Source organism: Streptomyces albidochromogenes, from assembly GCF_005981925.1.
GTDB classification, from domain to species: domain Bacteria; phylum Actinomycetota; class Actinomycetes; order Streptomycetales; family Streptomycetaceae; genus Streptomyces; species Streptomyces albidochromogenes.
In genome coordinates this window covers 12443-26913 of record NZ_VBVX01000016.1, presented here as the reverse complement: position 1 = coordinate 26913, position 14471 = coordinate 12443, and the positions used below count along the sequence as shown (strand labels likewise).

Sequence of the window (14471 nt, the reverse complement as noted above, 5' to 3'; positions counted from 1 at the left end):
TGCTGCTTGCCGCAGGCGCTGAGCCTTTCCCCATGCTGGGTTCCGATGACCGAGGGGACATTGTCAGTGGGCGAGGGCACACTGACGTGCATGATCACCTCTTCATCCACCGCAGACGATGCCTCTGGCCCCTCCCCCGTCTGGGTGGAGTCGATGGGCGGCCCTCTGATCGTCGTCCCCGTCTCCGCCCTGGCCTCCTGGGGCGGTGGGACGGCGGAGAGTGGTCTCATGGCGGGAGACGCCACCGCCCCAGACGACTACGAGCGGGCCTGCGCGGTGGACGATCTGGCCGGTGTGATCCCCCTCGACGAGAACGGTGCTCAGGCTCTGGTGCTGGCGGACGAGCCGGCGACCAGCTGCTATCTGCCCCAGCACCGAGCGTTCCTGCAGTGGCTTGCCGCAGAATCCGAGGCCGGACTGAGAGCCGCGGCGGACACTGTCCTCGCAGACCCGGCCACGGTGTGGGAGGAGTGCGGCACCTGGGCCTCGGACGGTCCGGCGGTGCTCATGGACTCCGCCGAAGCGGGCCCCGACCTGGGCATCGAGTACCCCGACGGCGGGATGCCCGCCGAGGCACCGGTCCCACTGCCCGCCGGCCGCTGGAAGGTCCGCGCCACCCAGACCAAGGTGGACGAGGAGAACTGGGTCGGCCTGGTCCAGCTCCTGCCCGCCGAATCCTGAACGGACAGTGCTTCGGGCCGGGTGCAGTCAGTCACGGCGCCCGACGTTGTGCAGATGGCCGATGCCGAGCAGCGCGTGGTGCACGCCATCGCCCTTGAGACGGCAATCGCAGGATTTTCCAGGTCTTCATCCGGGCGAAGGCATGCTCGACCTGAGCGCGGATCGTGCGGTGAGAGGCGTTGTGTTCTTCCTTCCAGGCAGGCAGTTCGCTCTGCCCAGGGTCACGGCGGCGTGGATGACGAGCCCGGACCTCGATAGCCTCCGTCGGCGATCACTGCGGCGTTCCCGACGGCGGCCTTCGCCCCGGATAGCTCCCATGCCTTGCAGTTTGGCTACGCAGCTAGGGCATCGGCCTGCGGATCGCGCGTAAAGGAATCGAGTCCAGCGAATGCCTCGGCCGGCGCCGCTGGGTCATCAACGCACCATCTCATAACTGACCGACCGCCGGCTCAACCACCGCTACGAGCATCACCCTGACAACTCCCTGGCACTTCTCGCAACTGGCAGCCACCATCTGCTGCTACAAACGCTTCCGCAGCCTCACCACATAGGACAGCCTTAGCGCCTCTTTCGGTACAGGCCCCAAGAGAACATGCACAGCAGGACCACGAACACTGCCACCGCGAGCACTTTCCCTATCGCCCCGTCAGGCCACATCGCAGCCAGTTCCATGCCTCTTCACCCCATGTTCAGTGCCCGGTTCTCGGCTCTCGGAGTGTCCTCAAGAGCCCCCGCATTCTGACTGTTGCTAGCGAAGGGACGACAGCAGCATCGTTGCCGCTGCCACCACGAACACCACGCCTACGGCACGCGCCATCATGTAACCGGCACGGGAGGGCTCAGCGGCGTCGTAGTCCTTCACGAAGGGCGCCTAAAAGGGTCGGTTTATCCTCCACAGCAACTGCGGCTTGACGACCTGCACCACGCCGATCGCCATGAACAGACACAGGATTACAACGCCCAGTACACTCATCGACGATCCCCCTCCTCTTGCTCAACGACCGGCCAGGAAGCCGCTTTGAGTAGGACTCATGCCCTCAAACGGCCATGCCAGACGTCACCCCCCGGAGAAGCAGGGCTTGCTCCGCGATGCTGGCAGAAGCGTTCTATCGCACCCCATCCTCCAGGCGGGCCAGTTGTGGCTGGACAGTCCTGGTCCGCGGGGCCATGCCGCGATGCGCCACCTCCGCACCGCAGTGGCCTGCCGAGGTGCGTCCATCGTTCGCCGATGCGGCTGGTAAATCGCACGGGGCGGGGCAGCCAGTGCGGTTGGGACGGCGGCTTGCGCCCGTACACATGCGCCTCCCGTGATCACCAGCGACTCCTCCCCCGGCCAGGACCCGGCGCAGCGGTGGCCCACCAGCGCCGGCCGCGAACCTGCGCGGCCAGCATCTCCACCGCGTCTGAGACTTCCTCGAGCAGCGGAGTCCAGTCCATACCCGGCGCACCGTCACGCGAACGACGGCCCGCGAGACCCCGGGGATCCGAAACTGGCCTACTAGAACCATTCGGCAGAACGGGCATGCTCGCCACAGGTTGAGGGCCTGAGGGCGTCAAACCCAGCACGGGCAAGGATGTGGCACACCGCATCGAACGATGCCTCAGCGTCAGTTCCCGCCCGGTACACCCGCAGCTGTTGGACGACTTCGAAGCCAACTGGCGGGCGCAGATTGCCGCTCCGGGATTGAGCTCCTGAAGCAGAGGGCACTGGGGCGGTCGACACGTACCCCCTCGTCAAAGGGGTACTAGCTGAAGGCCGCACACTCGGTGATCGTTTGCGGTTGGTGAAGTGCCTGCCGGGCCATGCCTGCCGGGCGGAGAAAGGTTGATGGGGGATATGGGCGACGCGAACGAACCGGCCGTGCCGGAAGTCGTGGACAGTCCCGCCGTGCGGAAGCAGCCCAGCGGAGGGCTTGCCCGGTGGTTGCTGCCACCAGGTGCAGCCGATCGGCCCCGCGGCCGGTCAGGGCCATGCCGAGCCGCATGCCTGGTGGAAGGTGATGTGCCTGACCGGGGTGGACTACTTCTCCAGCCTGGCCTACGTACCGGCGATCGCCGCCCTCGCGGCCGGGGCGGTCTCGCCGCTGGCGACGCTCCTGATCGTGGCGCTCACTTTGCTGGGAATGCTGCCGATGTACCGACGGGTGACCAAGGAAAGCCCGCACGGGGCCGGGTCCGTGGCAATGCTGGAGGACCTGCTGCCGTTCTGGTGGGGCAAGCTGTTCGTGCTCGTACTCCTCGGCTTCGTTGCCACCTCGTGGATCATCACGATCACCCTGTCCACGGCGGACGCCTCCGTGCACGTAGTGGAGAACCCTTTCTTCCCCGCGGCCCTGCACGGCCACGAGGTCGCCCTCACCGTGGCGCTGCTGGTGGTGCTCGGAGGGGTGTTCCTCCTCGGGTTCAGCGAAGCGGTTAGCGTCGCCATCCCGCTCGTCGCTGTCTTCCTTGCCCTGAACGCGGTGGTCATCGCCGTCGGGCTGGTGCATGTGTTCACGACGCCGGGCGCCTGGTCGGCCTGGACCGACGCTCTCGTCGAAGGCGGGGGCGGGTTCGGCGACCTGATGGGCCCTGCGCTGCTGGCGTTTCCCCTGTTGGTGCTCGGCCTGTCCGGATTCGAGACCGGCGTGAGCATGATGCCGCTCGTGACCGCCGACGGCGAAACTCCGGAACAGCGGCTGCGTTCGCGTATCCGCAACACCCGAAGGCTGCTGACCACCGCCGCGCTGATCATGAGCGTGTATTTGCTGTCCGCAAGTTTCGTCGCCACCGTTCTCATCCCCGAGAACGAGTTCGAGGCCGGCGGCGCGGCCAACGGCCGTGCCCTGGCCCGGCTGGCGCACGAGCACGTCGGCGAAGCCTTCGGCACCGTCTACGACATCAGCACCATCCTGATCCTGTGGTTCGCGGGCGCGTCCGCCATGGCCGGGCTGGTCAACATCGTGCCCCGCTACCTGCCCGATTACGGCATGGCCCCCGAATGGGGACGAGCGGTACGCCCGGTCGTCCTGGTCTACACGGCCCTGTGCATCATCATCACCATCGCGTTCGACGCCGACGTCGACAAGCAGGCCGGCGCCTACGCCACCGGCATCCTGGCCATGATGGTCTCCGGCGCCTTCGCCGTCACCGTCTCCGCGCTGCGCCGCCGCCAACGCGTCACCACCGCCGGCTTCGCCGCGCTCACCGCGGTACTGCTCTACGCCCTGGTGGCGAACATCATCGACAAGCCCGACGGCATCGCCCTCTCGGGCATGTTCATCGCCGGCATCATCGCCGTGTCACTGATCTCCCGGGTGTCGCGCACCACCGAGCTGCGCGCCGACCGCCTCGTCTTCGACAGCGCGGCCCGCCGGTTCATCACCGACACACTCGCCCACGACAACTCGATCAACATCATCGCCAACCGGCGTCAGGCGGGCGACGTGGCGGAGTACAGGGACAAGGAGCGCGAACAACGCGGCACCAACCCGGTACCCGGCCCCGCTGACGTCCTCTTCCTGGAGATCGATGTCGTCGACCCCTCCGATTTCAGCGAGACCCTCACCGTGCGCGGCGTCGAGGTCGACGGCTACCGCATCCTGCGGGCGGAAGCCCCCGCCGCGCCGAACGCGATCGCCACGATCCTCCTCGCCCTGCGCGACCACATCGGTGTGCGGCCTCACTGCTACTTCGCCTGGGCCGAAGGAAGCCCACTGACGCACATGTTCCGCTACTTCCTGATCGGACGCGGCGACACCGCTCCCGTCACCCGCGAAATCATCCGCAGCCACGAACCCGACCCCGCACGCCGCCCCGGAATCCACGTCGGCGGCTGAAGACGCGCCGGGGAACAGATCACGGGCCTACGGGAGGGTGCGACGCTACGGCTGCCGGGCTGAGCCGCGCAGCAGCCGTACCGCACCTTGTGTGCCGCGTCGCTGCCGCACCGGATGCCTTCGCGACCTGAGCGGCCGAGTTCCGTGACATCGCTGGCCTGCGTGCCCGGCTTCATGCGCCCGCAAAGTCGCATGGAAACCTATGACGGCTGTTGCATCGGTCGTGAGCGGGTGACGGCCCACACCCCGGGATGATGGCCCCGACGGGGTGTCCGGTGGCTCCAGGCGGGGCCGGTGGAGCAGGTTTGGTGCTGCCCAGGGTCACAGAGAGATCATGCGGGCGACGAAGTAGGCGGCGACGATCACGGCACCGATGATGATCAGCCACACCCACCAGCCCGGGTGCTCCCACATACCGCCGTCGGCCCGCTCTTCGTGGGCCTCGGCAGTGGAGCCTTCGGCCGGAGGTGTCTCCTCGGGAGGAACGAGTGGATCAGTCATACCTTCAGCTTCGCGTCAGTAGCCGTATCACGCATCCGCTGCCTGGTGATCCGGGGCGATCAGCTGCTGCGTGCCGGCGGGGGAAGCAGCCTCGCGCCGCCCCACCGCCAATCCGCGCATCCGAGGGACTGCGCCGGCAGATCGAGCACTACGCCGGGAAGCATCCCGGCACTCCCCCGGTGGCCGCGTCGAGACGCGCAAGAGGGGGGCAGATGGCACGGGTGCCTCCAGCTGGCGGCCATCGCGCTCGTCCTGCTGACCATCGTCGCCGCCTGCCGCCGCTGAGTACCGGCGGCAGCCCCCAGCCCATGGAAACGCCCACCTGGCGCATGGCTGTGCCGGGTGAGTCGTACGTTCATTCCGGGCGCCTCTGCGGGTGAGCCACTGAGGTCGGAGTCGTGCCCGCTCGGGTCACAGCGGGCTGTGAGGACGGCGAAAGGTCGTCACGGGTGAGGGGTGCGGGGTCGGCCGGGCGGAGCATTTGTCCGGCGGCCAGTCGGCGGTAGATGGGGCTGGTGGTGAGCAAATCCTCGTGGCGCCCGCAAGCGGCGGTGCGGCCGCTCTCGAGCACGACGATCTGGTCGGCGTGCTGGACCGTGGAGAGCCGGTGGGCGATGACCAGCAGGGCGCATTCCTGCGCGGCATCCCTCATCACGGTGGTGAGCGCGGTCTCGTTGATGGTGTCGAGGTGGGATGTGGGCTCGTCGAGCAGGAGGAGTGCGGGGCGGGCCAGCAGGGCGCGGGCCAGCGCCACGCGCTGGCGCTCGCCGGCCGAGAGCGTGCCGCCGCGCTCGCCGAGCATGCCTGACAAACCGCCGGGCAGCCGCCGCACGACTTCCTCCAGTTGCGCGAGTTCGACGACGCGCCGCACTTCCGCGTCGGTGGCGTCGGGCGCGGCGTAGGTGATGTTGTCGTGAAGCGAGCCGTGGACGACATGCGTGCTCTGATCGACGACGGCGATGCGCTCTCGGCTGGCGGCGCGGCTCAGTTCGGTGGAGGGCCGGCCGTCGAACAACAGACTTCCGGAGTCGGGTTCGTAGAACCTGGCGATCAGGGCGAAGATCGTGCTCTTTCCGGCACCCGACCGGCCGACAAGGGCCGTCTGGCGTCGGTGAGGGACAGTGAAGGAGACGCTGTGCAGCACCGGCCGGTCCGGGGTGTACCCGAAGCTCAGGTCTCGCAGCGCGAGGGCGGCCTCCTGGTGCTGCCGGCCGTACCGGTCGGGTTCGCTTGTACGTGTACGGGTACCTGCCCGGCCAGTCGGTGGCCGGGTTGGCGAGGGCTCCATCGGCAGGGACAGCGCATGGTCGATGCGCTGGTAGGCGCCCATGCCGCGCTGGATGAGGCCGACCGCGCGGAAGACCGACGACAGCGGCAGAACGAGGTAGGAGGCGTACAGCAGGAAGGCCACCAGGTCGCCGAGGGAGTTGGCCTGGCCGTTCACCCGCAGCCCGCCGATGACCAGGACGATCAGGAAGGATCCCTGAACGGCCAGTTCGACCGCCGGGCTCATCACGGAGGCAAGTTTCGCGGTGCGTACGCCCGCGGTGTAGGCAGCTTCGACGCGTTCTCCGATACGGGCCGCTTCGCGGTCCTCGGCCCGGTGAACGCGGACCATCGGCAGCGCTCCGAGGGCGCGTTCGAGGTCTGCGGCGATCGCGCCCACGGACGTCTGCATGCGCTCGGAGGCGGCGCGAATGCCCTTGAGCAGCGAGGCGACGACTACGGCGGCAGCGGTCACGGTCAGGGCGACCAGAAGCAGCAGCAGCGGATCGATCCACACCATGAGAACGATCGCGCCGGCGGCGACGAGGGCCCCGGTCACCAGATCGACAAGCGCTTGGGACACGACTTCTCTGAGCAGGGTGGAGTCTGCCGTGACCCGGGAGATCAGATCGCCGCTGCGGTGGCGGTCGTACTCCCTCATCTCCAGGCGGAGCAGCCGCGCCACCATGCTGTGGCGCAGTCCGCGTACGACGCCCTCACCCATCCGCTCCAGAACGAAACGCCCCACCGCCCCGGTCGCCGCTTCGGTGACGAACAGAATCGCCAGGAGCAGCAGCAGTGGCCACAGCACCTTGCCGTGTCCGCTCGCGTCCACGACGTGTTTGGCGACGAGCGGCTGCGCGAGACCGAGCGCGGAACCGGCCAGAGTCAGCACGGTGGCTACCACGACGGAAGCCCGGTGCCCGGTGGTGAGCCGGTACATGGTGGCGACCGCGGTCCGCGTGGAGCGGTCGCCGACCGTCGGTGCCTTCTCGCAGTCCACGACGGGGCTGTCGGTCATCGGCCCGTCGGCCGGCTCGTGGGGCCGACGGCGATCAGACGGGTGAAGTAGTCGTCGGGCACCCCTTCGTCGACCGGGTGACCGTCGGCCTCGATCCAGGCGTGCGCGGTGAAAGGCGGTACGACGCGTACCCCCGTGCACCAGGTCGGCCAGGTGCCACCGAGTCGGCACAGCAGCGCAGCCCCCAGGGAGCGGGGCAGACAGCCCTTCGGGCCGGCGCAGCGCAGGCTCACGGCGCACATCGCGTCCCGTGCGTCCTTGGCCTGTGCGGTGGTGGCCGGGCGGGCCCCGCGGCATGCGACATCGAGTACGGCGCGGATCCGGCGGGGTGGCAGGAGCGAGAGTACGACGGCGGGGAGCAGGACGACACGCGCGGCCGTGCGCCGTGCGAAGGGGACGCCGCTCGGGCGCTCCAGGGCACTCGGCGTCGTCATCCGGCCAGCCCCGACGTTCGCAGTTGCCTCACCAGGGCTTCGACATCATCCGTCGCCTGGGCGAGGTCGATGTCGAACTCGCCGGCGAGCGCGGCGGCCGCGTCGGCTTCGTCACCGCCCGCCATCAGGATGTTGACCACCAGGGTGGCGGTGGGGTTCAACTCCCAGTACTCCCCGGCGCGTTCGTCCAGGAGGACGGTGCCGTAGTCGGTCTGTGCCGTGGACACATTGGTGGCGAACTTCAAGACCATGCGGGTGCCTTCCTGTTGGGGAGCTGGCTGTCAGAGGGAAGCTCTCTGTCAAGGGGAGGCGGCTGGTGCCTTGGGGCCGCCGGTGCGGTCCAGACCGCGCAGCCACACCTCGGCGGCGATGGTCGAGTAGAGGACGGCGTCACGCAGTTCGGGTGTGGCCGGTCGCTGGGCGAGGCGGCGCAGGGCGGCTGCGTCGACCAGGCCGAGCTGTTCGAGCCGGGAGCCCTCCCACAGCGCCAGCAGGTCGGCGCGGTGCTCGCGCAGTCCGTTGGCGGCGTCCATGGAAGCAGCGGCCTTGTTGGTGCGCCGCAGGCAGGCGTCGGGGACGATCCCGCTCATGGCGGCCGTCAGAAGGGGTTTGTACTGCCAGGGCGTGACGCGCTCGCTCGGGCGAACGGCGAGACATGCCTCGATGACGCGGTCGTCGAGGAAGGGCGATGCCATCGGCAGGCCGGCCCGGGCGGCCATCCGGTCCCACTGGCGGATGATGCGGGTGCACGAACGGATCTGTTCGAGGTCGGCGTGCAGGCCGCGGTCCGGGTGCAGCGGGACCGCGTGTGCGCCCGCCTCGCGCAGTGACATGCGGACCAGTTGTTCGGCGTCGGCGGTCACCCAGTCGAAGAGACGAGGGGGCATGCCCCAGCCGAGGCTGGTGCTGACGGTGGCGGGCAGGGGGTCTCTCAGGTGCCTGCTGGAGTCGGCCAGCCACTTCCCGTACGGCCGGGAGTCGGCCAGGGCGCGTGCCGTGCCGCCGAGCGGCCATTGCCACAGGGCCCGGAAACCGCGGAGCTGGCGCAGGGCGAACAGCGGGCGGGTCCGCGCCAGGCGGTGGTAGTACGCCTCCGAGCACCAGGCCACGTGGTCGCCGCCGATGCCGGTCATGTGCAGGCGGCTGCCCCTCTCGGCCAGGCCGGGCAGGTGGTGCAGGACCCGCGAGCGGTCCATGACGCCGATGGTCGGCTCGTCCAGCAGGTCGTCGATGCCGAGGAGGTCGGTGTAGACCAGCGGCGAGGCATCGGCGTCCCAGACGACGTGCTCGACGTCCGGCAGGGACCGGGCCGCTTGTTCGGCCCAGTACAGATCGGTATCGGCCGGGTCGCGGCCCGGCCAGGTGCTGGCCACCACCCGGGCCGGGGAACGGTCGGCGAGGAAGCAGAGGGAGGTGGAATCGAGCCCGCCGGACAAGTCGCAGCTGACCACGCCCCCCTGGCGGGTACGGGCATCGACCGCGGTGGCCAGGGCTTCGCGGACGAGGGGCGCGCCGTCGTCGAGCGTGCGTACCGGCTCCGGCGGCGTCCACCAGCGCGAGTGGCGCACGGTTCGCCCGTCCGCCGTCACGATCAGCGCGTCGTGCGGGGCGACGGAGGTGATGCCTCGCCACATGGGTTCCTGGGCGAGAGGATGAGGGGTCGGCCACAGCAGCCGGACGGCCAGTTGCTCCTCGTCGGGGGTGGCGCCGAGCATGGCGGCGAGTACGTCGGCGCGCGAGGCGGCCACGTGGACTCCGGCAACGGGGGCATGGAAGACCAGCCGGAGTCCGGAGGCGGTGCCCTGCACCCTGAGCCGCCCGTCGAGCGCGGCGACCAGGTGGAAGCTGCCGGGAAGTGCGCGGGCCAGCGCGTCGAGTTCGGCGAGGTCGCGCAGCCGCCCGGCATGGCGCTCGAGCTCCGCGGCGTCCGTCGGGCAGCAGCCGATGACGGCGAGGGCCGTACGGCCGGCGCGCGCGCTGACGATCTCCTGGTCGTGCCACTGCCCCACCAGCCAGGGCCGGCCGGAGGCGTGCTCCAGGGTCTGTGTTCCGGGGAGGGAGAGGGAGCGGGCCACGGCGGCCGCGTCCTGGCAGTCGGTGAAGACCGCGAAGTGCGCGTCGCCGGGGCCCGCCCCCGCACTCTCGTGCAGTTCAGTCATGACGTCGAGTCAAGAACCGTCGGTGGTCAGTTCTTGCTCAGGATCAGCCGGTCGTTGCCGGAACGCCCCAGAAGCCCGGTCTTCTTCCGGAACGTCCCGAGCCGGGCGAGTGTCGGTGCCTCGTAAGCCTTCTTCACGACTTCTCCTCACGTACGGGGTTACAACCACCCTCCCCGGCCGACAGCGAACCGGACGCCGGTTCACAGCCGCCCTGCCCAGGCACTCATCGGGAGCGCTGAGCGGGAAAGCGGGTGCAGGCAATAGCTACCTGCATGAGCGGATGCCATGACAAGGCCGCTAAAGAACATACGATCATAAGTAAAGTGTGAATGCGGTCAGATGACTACCGCGCAGACCCCGAGGTTGGTCAAAAGCGGAACTGCTTGCCGACCAAGCTGTGTAAGGATTAAGTAATTAAGAGAAACGTTTCCACCTGCCTGGTAAGGCGTGCCGCAGGGGGTAGCGGTCAGGTCACGCGGCTGGGATCCGAACGGAGCCGCCGGGGCGCATTCAGTGCTTGTCTGCGTGCTGTCCCCGAGGCCGTTCTTTCCTGAATGGCTGGATGACCAGCCGTGCGATTCTCACGTAACGTCCGTCAATGGCGAGCCCCGCACGAACGCGGCGAGCCCGCACCGTTGGTTCGTGAGGGCGCAGGCACGACGGGGGAAGCCGGCGTGTGATCGATACACGCGGCAGGAAGTGGCCGACGACCGGTGCCGCCGGGGCGCCTCGGTGAGGTCCGCCAGCAAACACATCCCCGGGCACACCGCAGCGACTGCGGGCGCCGGCACCGAGGGCCTGCCCTGGCTCGCGGGCCGCTTCGCCGACGGGGGCCGCACCGAGCACCTGCTGACCGTCCGGCCGCCTTCAGCGCGTGAGATACGTGCTCCCACCGGGCGGGAAGGACACCAGGTGATCGCAGGATCTCCTCAAGGGCGCCTCTGCGACGGTACGCCTCCTGGCGATCGATGCGCCCCGAGACGGGGCACTGCTACGGCTCCGACGCAACCGATCGCATCCAGCACCTGCTCCCCGCCGCCGGCCGAGCCCCCAGAGTCGACTGCCTTCGAGCCGGAACCCGACGGTGCTTACCCACCAGGGCCGCCGGCCCCGACCTCGACTGCTCGGACCTCCCGGGCCCGGTCTGTGTCGGCGCTGGCGACCCCCGCCGCCTCGACCGCGACGGGGAGGGCTTCGGTTGCGCATGGGAGGAGCCATGCGCGATTCCCGTTCGCTCACCACTCAGTTGGCGACAACCGGCACCGTAGCCCTGCCGCATAGGCTCGTCGTCACCCGCGCCGCTTCGAACGCCCCATGAAAGTCCCCATCAGTACCGCCGCAATCGCGACTACCAGCAGGACCAGTCCGGCGGCTCCCTCCGGGAACCAGATCGCCGCGAGCTCGCTCAAAGCAACTCCTCCTTTACGTAGCGACCTGAGGTGTGGCGACGGGCGCTGTGACTACAGCAGTGAAGGCGTGCACTGCATCTCCGCAGCGCCGTTAGCCGAGGCTGTTTGCCGCACCCAGCCACCCCTACTACTTCCTCCTGGTCTTCGCCAGGAACGCGAGCGCTGTGCAAACGAGCACGATGATCACGAGCACCCACAGGGGAGTTCCGCCCAGACCTTTGTAGGACAGGCTGGTCCAGTCTGCGGTCGCGTACATGGAAGATCCCTCCGATGGAGTTAAGGGCTAATTCGCGCAGGTTGGCTGGTGGAACCTCGCAAGTAACCCATGTTGCAGGGCCGAGGTTTCATCGTCGGACAGGCCGGTGGGCTCTGGTAGCCGCCGGCGAACTGGTGCGACTGCGGGAGGGTCGCCTGCCGCTAGTTGGCGGGGCTGGAGCGCTTCGTGAAGCGATGCCACCAATGCCGGCGCCGGGGGTGCACTGCGCGGCCCAGTCGGCGTCCGATCAGTAGGTAGCCCAGGAGGGCGCCCGTCGTGTTGAGCAGCACATCGTCGATGTCGAAGGCTCGTCCGGTGATAAGGGCTCCTTGCACCAACTCGACCAGCATCATCACCAGTGCCGTGACCGCTACGACGCGAATGAGCCCCCGGGCGCGGGGCGCGAGAACCGGCAGCAACATGCCGAAGGGCATGCCGAGAACGATATTGCCGCCGAGCTGCTTGACGGTGTCACGGAAAGCGGGCTGGGCGAGATAGTCGCGGATGGAATCCCCGGGCCGCAAGTTGCTGTGTGTCAACGGCTCAGAGGCAACCGAAGGCTCCAGAGTCAGCCGGGCCAAGAGCACGGCGAAGACCACGGTCCCCGCGAAAGCCAGGAGCATGGCCGCCGCTCGCCCCCACCTGGACAGCGGGGGCCTGCCCGGAGTGCTCCGTCTCTCCGGTTCCGTACGGGCCGCGTCTTGAAGGACTGTCCGTGCCACAACGAACCCCCAGTCAGGCTTGGTCTGCTGCACCGGCAGTTACCCCCGTCAAGAGGCCGTACACGGCTCAAGGCCGTTCACGCAGCATCCGCTCGAGCTGCCATACAGGGCAGTCCTCTTCCATATCGCGGCACGTGTGGGCCCCTTGGTGCCGGGCGGTACCAGGCTCTTGACCTGGAGAACACCGTCGACCGGCTCTGTGCCGAGTTCTTGTTGCCGGATATCCGCCGGCGGAATCGGCGGGAAAGCGTCGAGTGCGGATGCGTGACATGCCACCCGCCCTCCGGAGCCTTCGGCATTCGTACAGAATTGCTCCTCGCTCCGGTGATCACGATGGCGTCGACCTTCTTCTCCCTGGCGATCAATCCGGCGAAATGCTGGAAACTCCTAGGCCCTCTTCGAAACTGGCCGACAGCCAGCGACACAACTTCTATCTTCGCGTTCTCCCGTCCCCGTGTGAAACCTGTTTGAGCGGGCACGTGACCTGTTCCGCAAAGCGGTACAACCGATCTAGGTGGGGTGTACGTGCATGAACGACACAAAGGTCACCAACACCGTTGCCACCCTTCGCGCTATGGGCGACAGCACTGCCGATATCTGTCGCGCCCGCGAGATTGCCCGGGCGTACGCCGACAGCCTCAGCCCGGTGCCAGCTGCGGAAGTGATGGACACCCTCGTCCTGGTGGTGTCCGAGCTCGTCACCAACGCCGTGCGCCACGGCGGCGGCCGCTACACCCTTGAACTGTGCGCCGACGAAGCGGCAGTGATCGTCGCGGTCAGCGACACCAACCCCGCACACCCACGCGAGGTTACCCCCGACTTGAACGGCGGCAGCGGAGGTTTCGGCTGGCACATGGTGCGCCGCCTGAGCGACGAGGTGACGGTCAGCCCCGGCCCAATCCCCGGTAAGACGATCATCGCGCTGATCGGCCGGACTGCCGGTCACTCGGAGGACTAGCCAGAACTGCCGGGCGGCAGGGTCTCTATTGCAGCATGACAACGGTATGCATTCGTCACCGACGCCAGGGCACAAGGGAGCACGTACAACGACTGGTTGGCATGGAAGCAGAGATGAGTGTGATGGCGTGTCCTTCTCCAACCACCCCCAGACGCCCGGCGACCACGCGCAGACCCCTGACCCGGGTGTGAAGCGGGGCAATGGACTGGCGATCGCAGCGCTCGTGCTCGGCGTCGCGGCGATCCTGCTCTTCTGGACGGTCTTCGGCGGCATCGTGCTGGGCCTGCTCGCTGTGATCTTCGGAATCATCGGCGCACGCAAGGCACGCGGCGGCCGCGCAGCGCACGGCAGGATGTCCATCATCGGCGCGGTGCTCGGCGCGCTGGGACTGATCGCGTCCGTCGTGATCATCGCGATCGGCGCGTCGATCCTCAACTCCGAGGAGTTCAAGAACTTCGACGACTGCGTCAAGCATGCCAATACGCAGAGTGAACGCGAGGCATGCGAGAAGGACTTCAACGAGGACGTGAACAACTGATCCACCAGTGTAGAGGGAAGCACTGCCGCCTGAACGTGACAAGGCCGAGCTGTGGACCCCAGCCGACGACTGTGGCCCCGCCATCCCGCGGGGCCACAGTCGTCGGCTCCTCTGTTCTTGTCAGCAACGCCGTTGTGGAGGGGGCTGCCGAACGGCCATCGCCCGCCGGCTGGGCTTCCCCCGCGCATCACCGCGATCCTCCAGGTCGTGCTCGGCCCCGTACCGCTTCAGCTCTGCCGTCAGGTGGGCGCTGAGGTTGTACGTACTGGCCCACCACAATCGGATTGCGCCGAGCAGGAGTTGGGCCCTCACCAGCAGATCGCGGGCGTTTGGGGCGTAGAGGTCGGGGGCGCTGGTAGCCCGCGCCCTCAAACCCGCATACGCGGCCGTTCGGCCGGCGACTACTGCACTCCGAGGACACCGGCGAGGACGAGCACGCCGCACAAGGCGATACCGCCACCAATGATTACCGGCATCGTTCGCGCGAAGGAAGGGTTACTTGAGTTGGCCCTACCGAAGACGTTCTGCTGCTGGGTCGCACCCCGGGCAAAGTATGACCGCGACAGCACCAGAGCTACTCCGATAACGAGGGCCGCAATCCCAATCACGGTCTGCCTGTCCACGCAGCATCCTTCCTTGTGGCGAGAATCATCACTTCCATGCTGTGGTCATCGACGTTGCGCATGCACGGCATCGTCAGAGAGGACG

The 14471-nt window shown here is 68.1% G+C and carries 12 protein-coding genes and 2 pseudogenes; 5 read left to right on the top strand and 9 right to left on the bottom strand.

Annotated features, from left to right (window positions below; genetic code table 11):
* Positions 1-90: 90 nt before the first annotated feature.
* Positions 91-681, top strand: a complete 591-nt coding sequence (locus tag E2E34_RS04095; protein WP_138900516.1) for an Imm21 family immunity protein — start codon at positions 91-93, stop codon at positions 679-681.
* 27 nt (positions 682-708) lie between these two features.
* Here the strand turns inward: E2E34_RS04095 and E2E34_RS04090 are convergent.
* A pseudogene (locus tag E2E34_RS04090) lies at positions 709-1004 on the bottom strand (transposase family protein); the annotation flags it as partial.
* Positions 1005-1028: 24 nt separating this feature from the next.
* Between E2E34_RS04090 and E2E34_RS36210 the strand changes: the two are divergent.
* A pseudogene (locus E2E34_RS36210) lies at positions 1029-1232 on the top strand (IS5/IS1182 family transposase); the annotation flags it as partial.
* A 197-nt stretch (positions 1233-1429) separates the two neighbouring features.
* On the opposite strand, the gene E2E34_RS37610 reads toward E2E34_RS36210, so the two are convergent.
* Positions 1430-1543: a DUF6199 family natural product biosynthesis protein gene (locus tag E2E34_RS37610; protein ID WP_244315503.1), complete on the bottom strand. Its 114-nt coding sequence runs from the start codon at positions 1541-1543 to the stop codon at positions 1430-1432.
* A gap of 1075 nt (positions 1544-2618) precedes the next feature.
* On the opposite strand from E2E34_RS37610, the gene E2E34_RS04075 reads away from it, so the two are divergent.
* Entirely contained in the window at positions 2619-4499 is a 1881-nt protein-coding gene (locus E2E34_RS04075) for an APC family permease (RefSeq protein ID WP_244315502.1), read from the top strand.
* 321 nt (positions 4500-4820) lie between these two features.
* Here E2E34_RS04075 and E2E34_RS04070 read toward each other — a convergent pair whose 3' ends face one another.
* The 7 genes from E2E34_RS04070 to E2E34_RS04035 form a co-directional block, all read right to left on the bottom strand.
* Positions 4821-5000, bottom strand: coding sequence for a DUF6480 family protein (locus tag E2E34_RS04070; RefSeq protein ID WP_138900515.1), 180 nt, complete (start codon positions 4998-5000; stop codon positions 4821-4823).
* Positions 5001-5355: 355 nt separating this feature from the next.
* The gene (locus E2E34_RS04065) at positions 5356-7287 is read right to left on the bottom strand and encodes an ABC transporter ATP-binding protein (RefSeq protein WP_138900514.1); all 1932 of its coding nucleotides are present in this window, start codon (positions 7285-7287) and stop codon (positions 5356-5358) included.
* Positions 7284-7721 (bottom strand): lasso peptide biosynthesis B2 protein, encoded by a 438-nt coding sequence (locus tag E2E34_RS04060; protein WP_138900513.1) that lies wholly within the window; start codon positions 7719-7721, stop codon positions 7284-7286. Before E2E34_RS04060 ends, E2E34_RS04065 begins: the two co-directional genes overlap by 4 nt.
* The gene (locus E2E34_RS04055; RefSeq protein ID WP_138900512.1) at positions 7718-7972 is read right to left on the bottom strand and encodes a lasso peptide biosynthesis PqqD family chaperone; all 255 of its coding nucleotides are present in this window, start codon (positions 7970-7972) and stop codon (positions 7718-7720) included. Before E2E34_RS04055 ends, E2E34_RS04060 begins: the two co-directional genes overlap by 4 nt.
* Before the next feature lie 48 nt (positions 7973-8020).
* On the bottom strand, positions 8021-9880 hold the full coding sequence (locus E2E34_RS04050; RefSeq protein WP_138900511.1) for a lasso peptide isopeptide bond-forming cyclase: 1860 nt from the start codon (positions 9878-9880) through the stop codon (positions 8021-8023).
* A gap of 26 nt (positions 9881-9906) precedes the next feature.
* A complete protein-coding gene (locus E2E34_RS04045; RefSeq protein WP_138900510.1) occupies positions 9907-10017 on the bottom strand; it encodes a keywimysin-related RiPP in 111 nt (36 codons plus the stop codon).
* 1689 nt (positions 10018-11706) lie between these two features.
* On the bottom strand, positions 11707-12267 hold the full coding sequence (locus tag E2E34_RS04035) for a VanZ family protein (RefSeq protein WP_425573456.1): 561 nt from the start codon (positions 12265-12267) through the stop codon (positions 11707-11709).
* 529 nt (positions 12268-12796) lie between these two features.
* Between E2E34_RS04035 and E2E34_RS04030 the strand changes: the two genes are divergently transcribed.
* Both E2E34_RS04030 and E2E34_RS04025 read left to right on the top strand, forming a co-directional pair.
* On the top strand, positions 12797-13225 hold the full coding sequence (locus E2E34_RS04030; protein ID WP_138900508.1) for an ATP-binding protein: 429 nt from the start codon (positions 12797-12799) through the stop codon (positions 13223-13225).
* A gap of 127 nt (positions 13226-13352) precedes the next feature.
* The gene (locus tag E2E34_RS04025) at positions 13353-13763 is read left to right on the top strand and encodes a DUF4190 domain-containing protein (protein ID WP_138900507.1); all 411 of its coding nucleotides are present in this window, start codon (positions 13353-13355) and stop codon (positions 13761-13763) included.
* Positions 13764-14471: the final 708 nt, after the last annotated feature.

Bases quoted from the DNA above. Each gene is read 5' to 3' on its own strand.
- E2E34_RS04095 (WP_138900516.1), top strand. From the start codon at position 91: ATGATCACCTCTTCATCCACCGCAGACGATGCCTCTGGCCCCTCCCCC.
- E2E34_RS04070 (WP_138900515.1), bottom strand. From the start codon at position 5,000: ATGACTGATCCACTCGTTCCTCCCGAGGAGACACCTCCGGCCGAAGGC.
- E2E34_RS04065 (WP_138900514.1), bottom strand. From the start codon at position 7,287: ATGACCGACAGCCCCGTCGTGGACTGCGAGAAGGCACCGACGGTCGGC.
- E2E34_RS04060 (WP_138900513.1), bottom strand. From the start codon at position 7,721: ATGACGACGCCGAGTGCCCTGGAGCGCCCGAGCGGCGTCCCCTTCGCA.
- E2E34_RS04055 (WP_138900512.1), bottom strand. From the start codon at position 7,972: ATGGTCTTGAAGTTCGCCACCAATGTGTCCACGGCACAGACCGACTAC.
- E2E34_RS04050 (WP_138900511.1), bottom strand. From the start codon at position 9,880: ATGACTGAACTGCACGAGAGTGCGGGGGCGGGCCCCGGCGACGCGCAC.
- E2E34_RS04030 (WP_138900508.1), top strand. From the start codon at position 12,797: ATGAACGACACAAAGGTCACCAACACCGTTGCCACCCTTCGCGCTATG.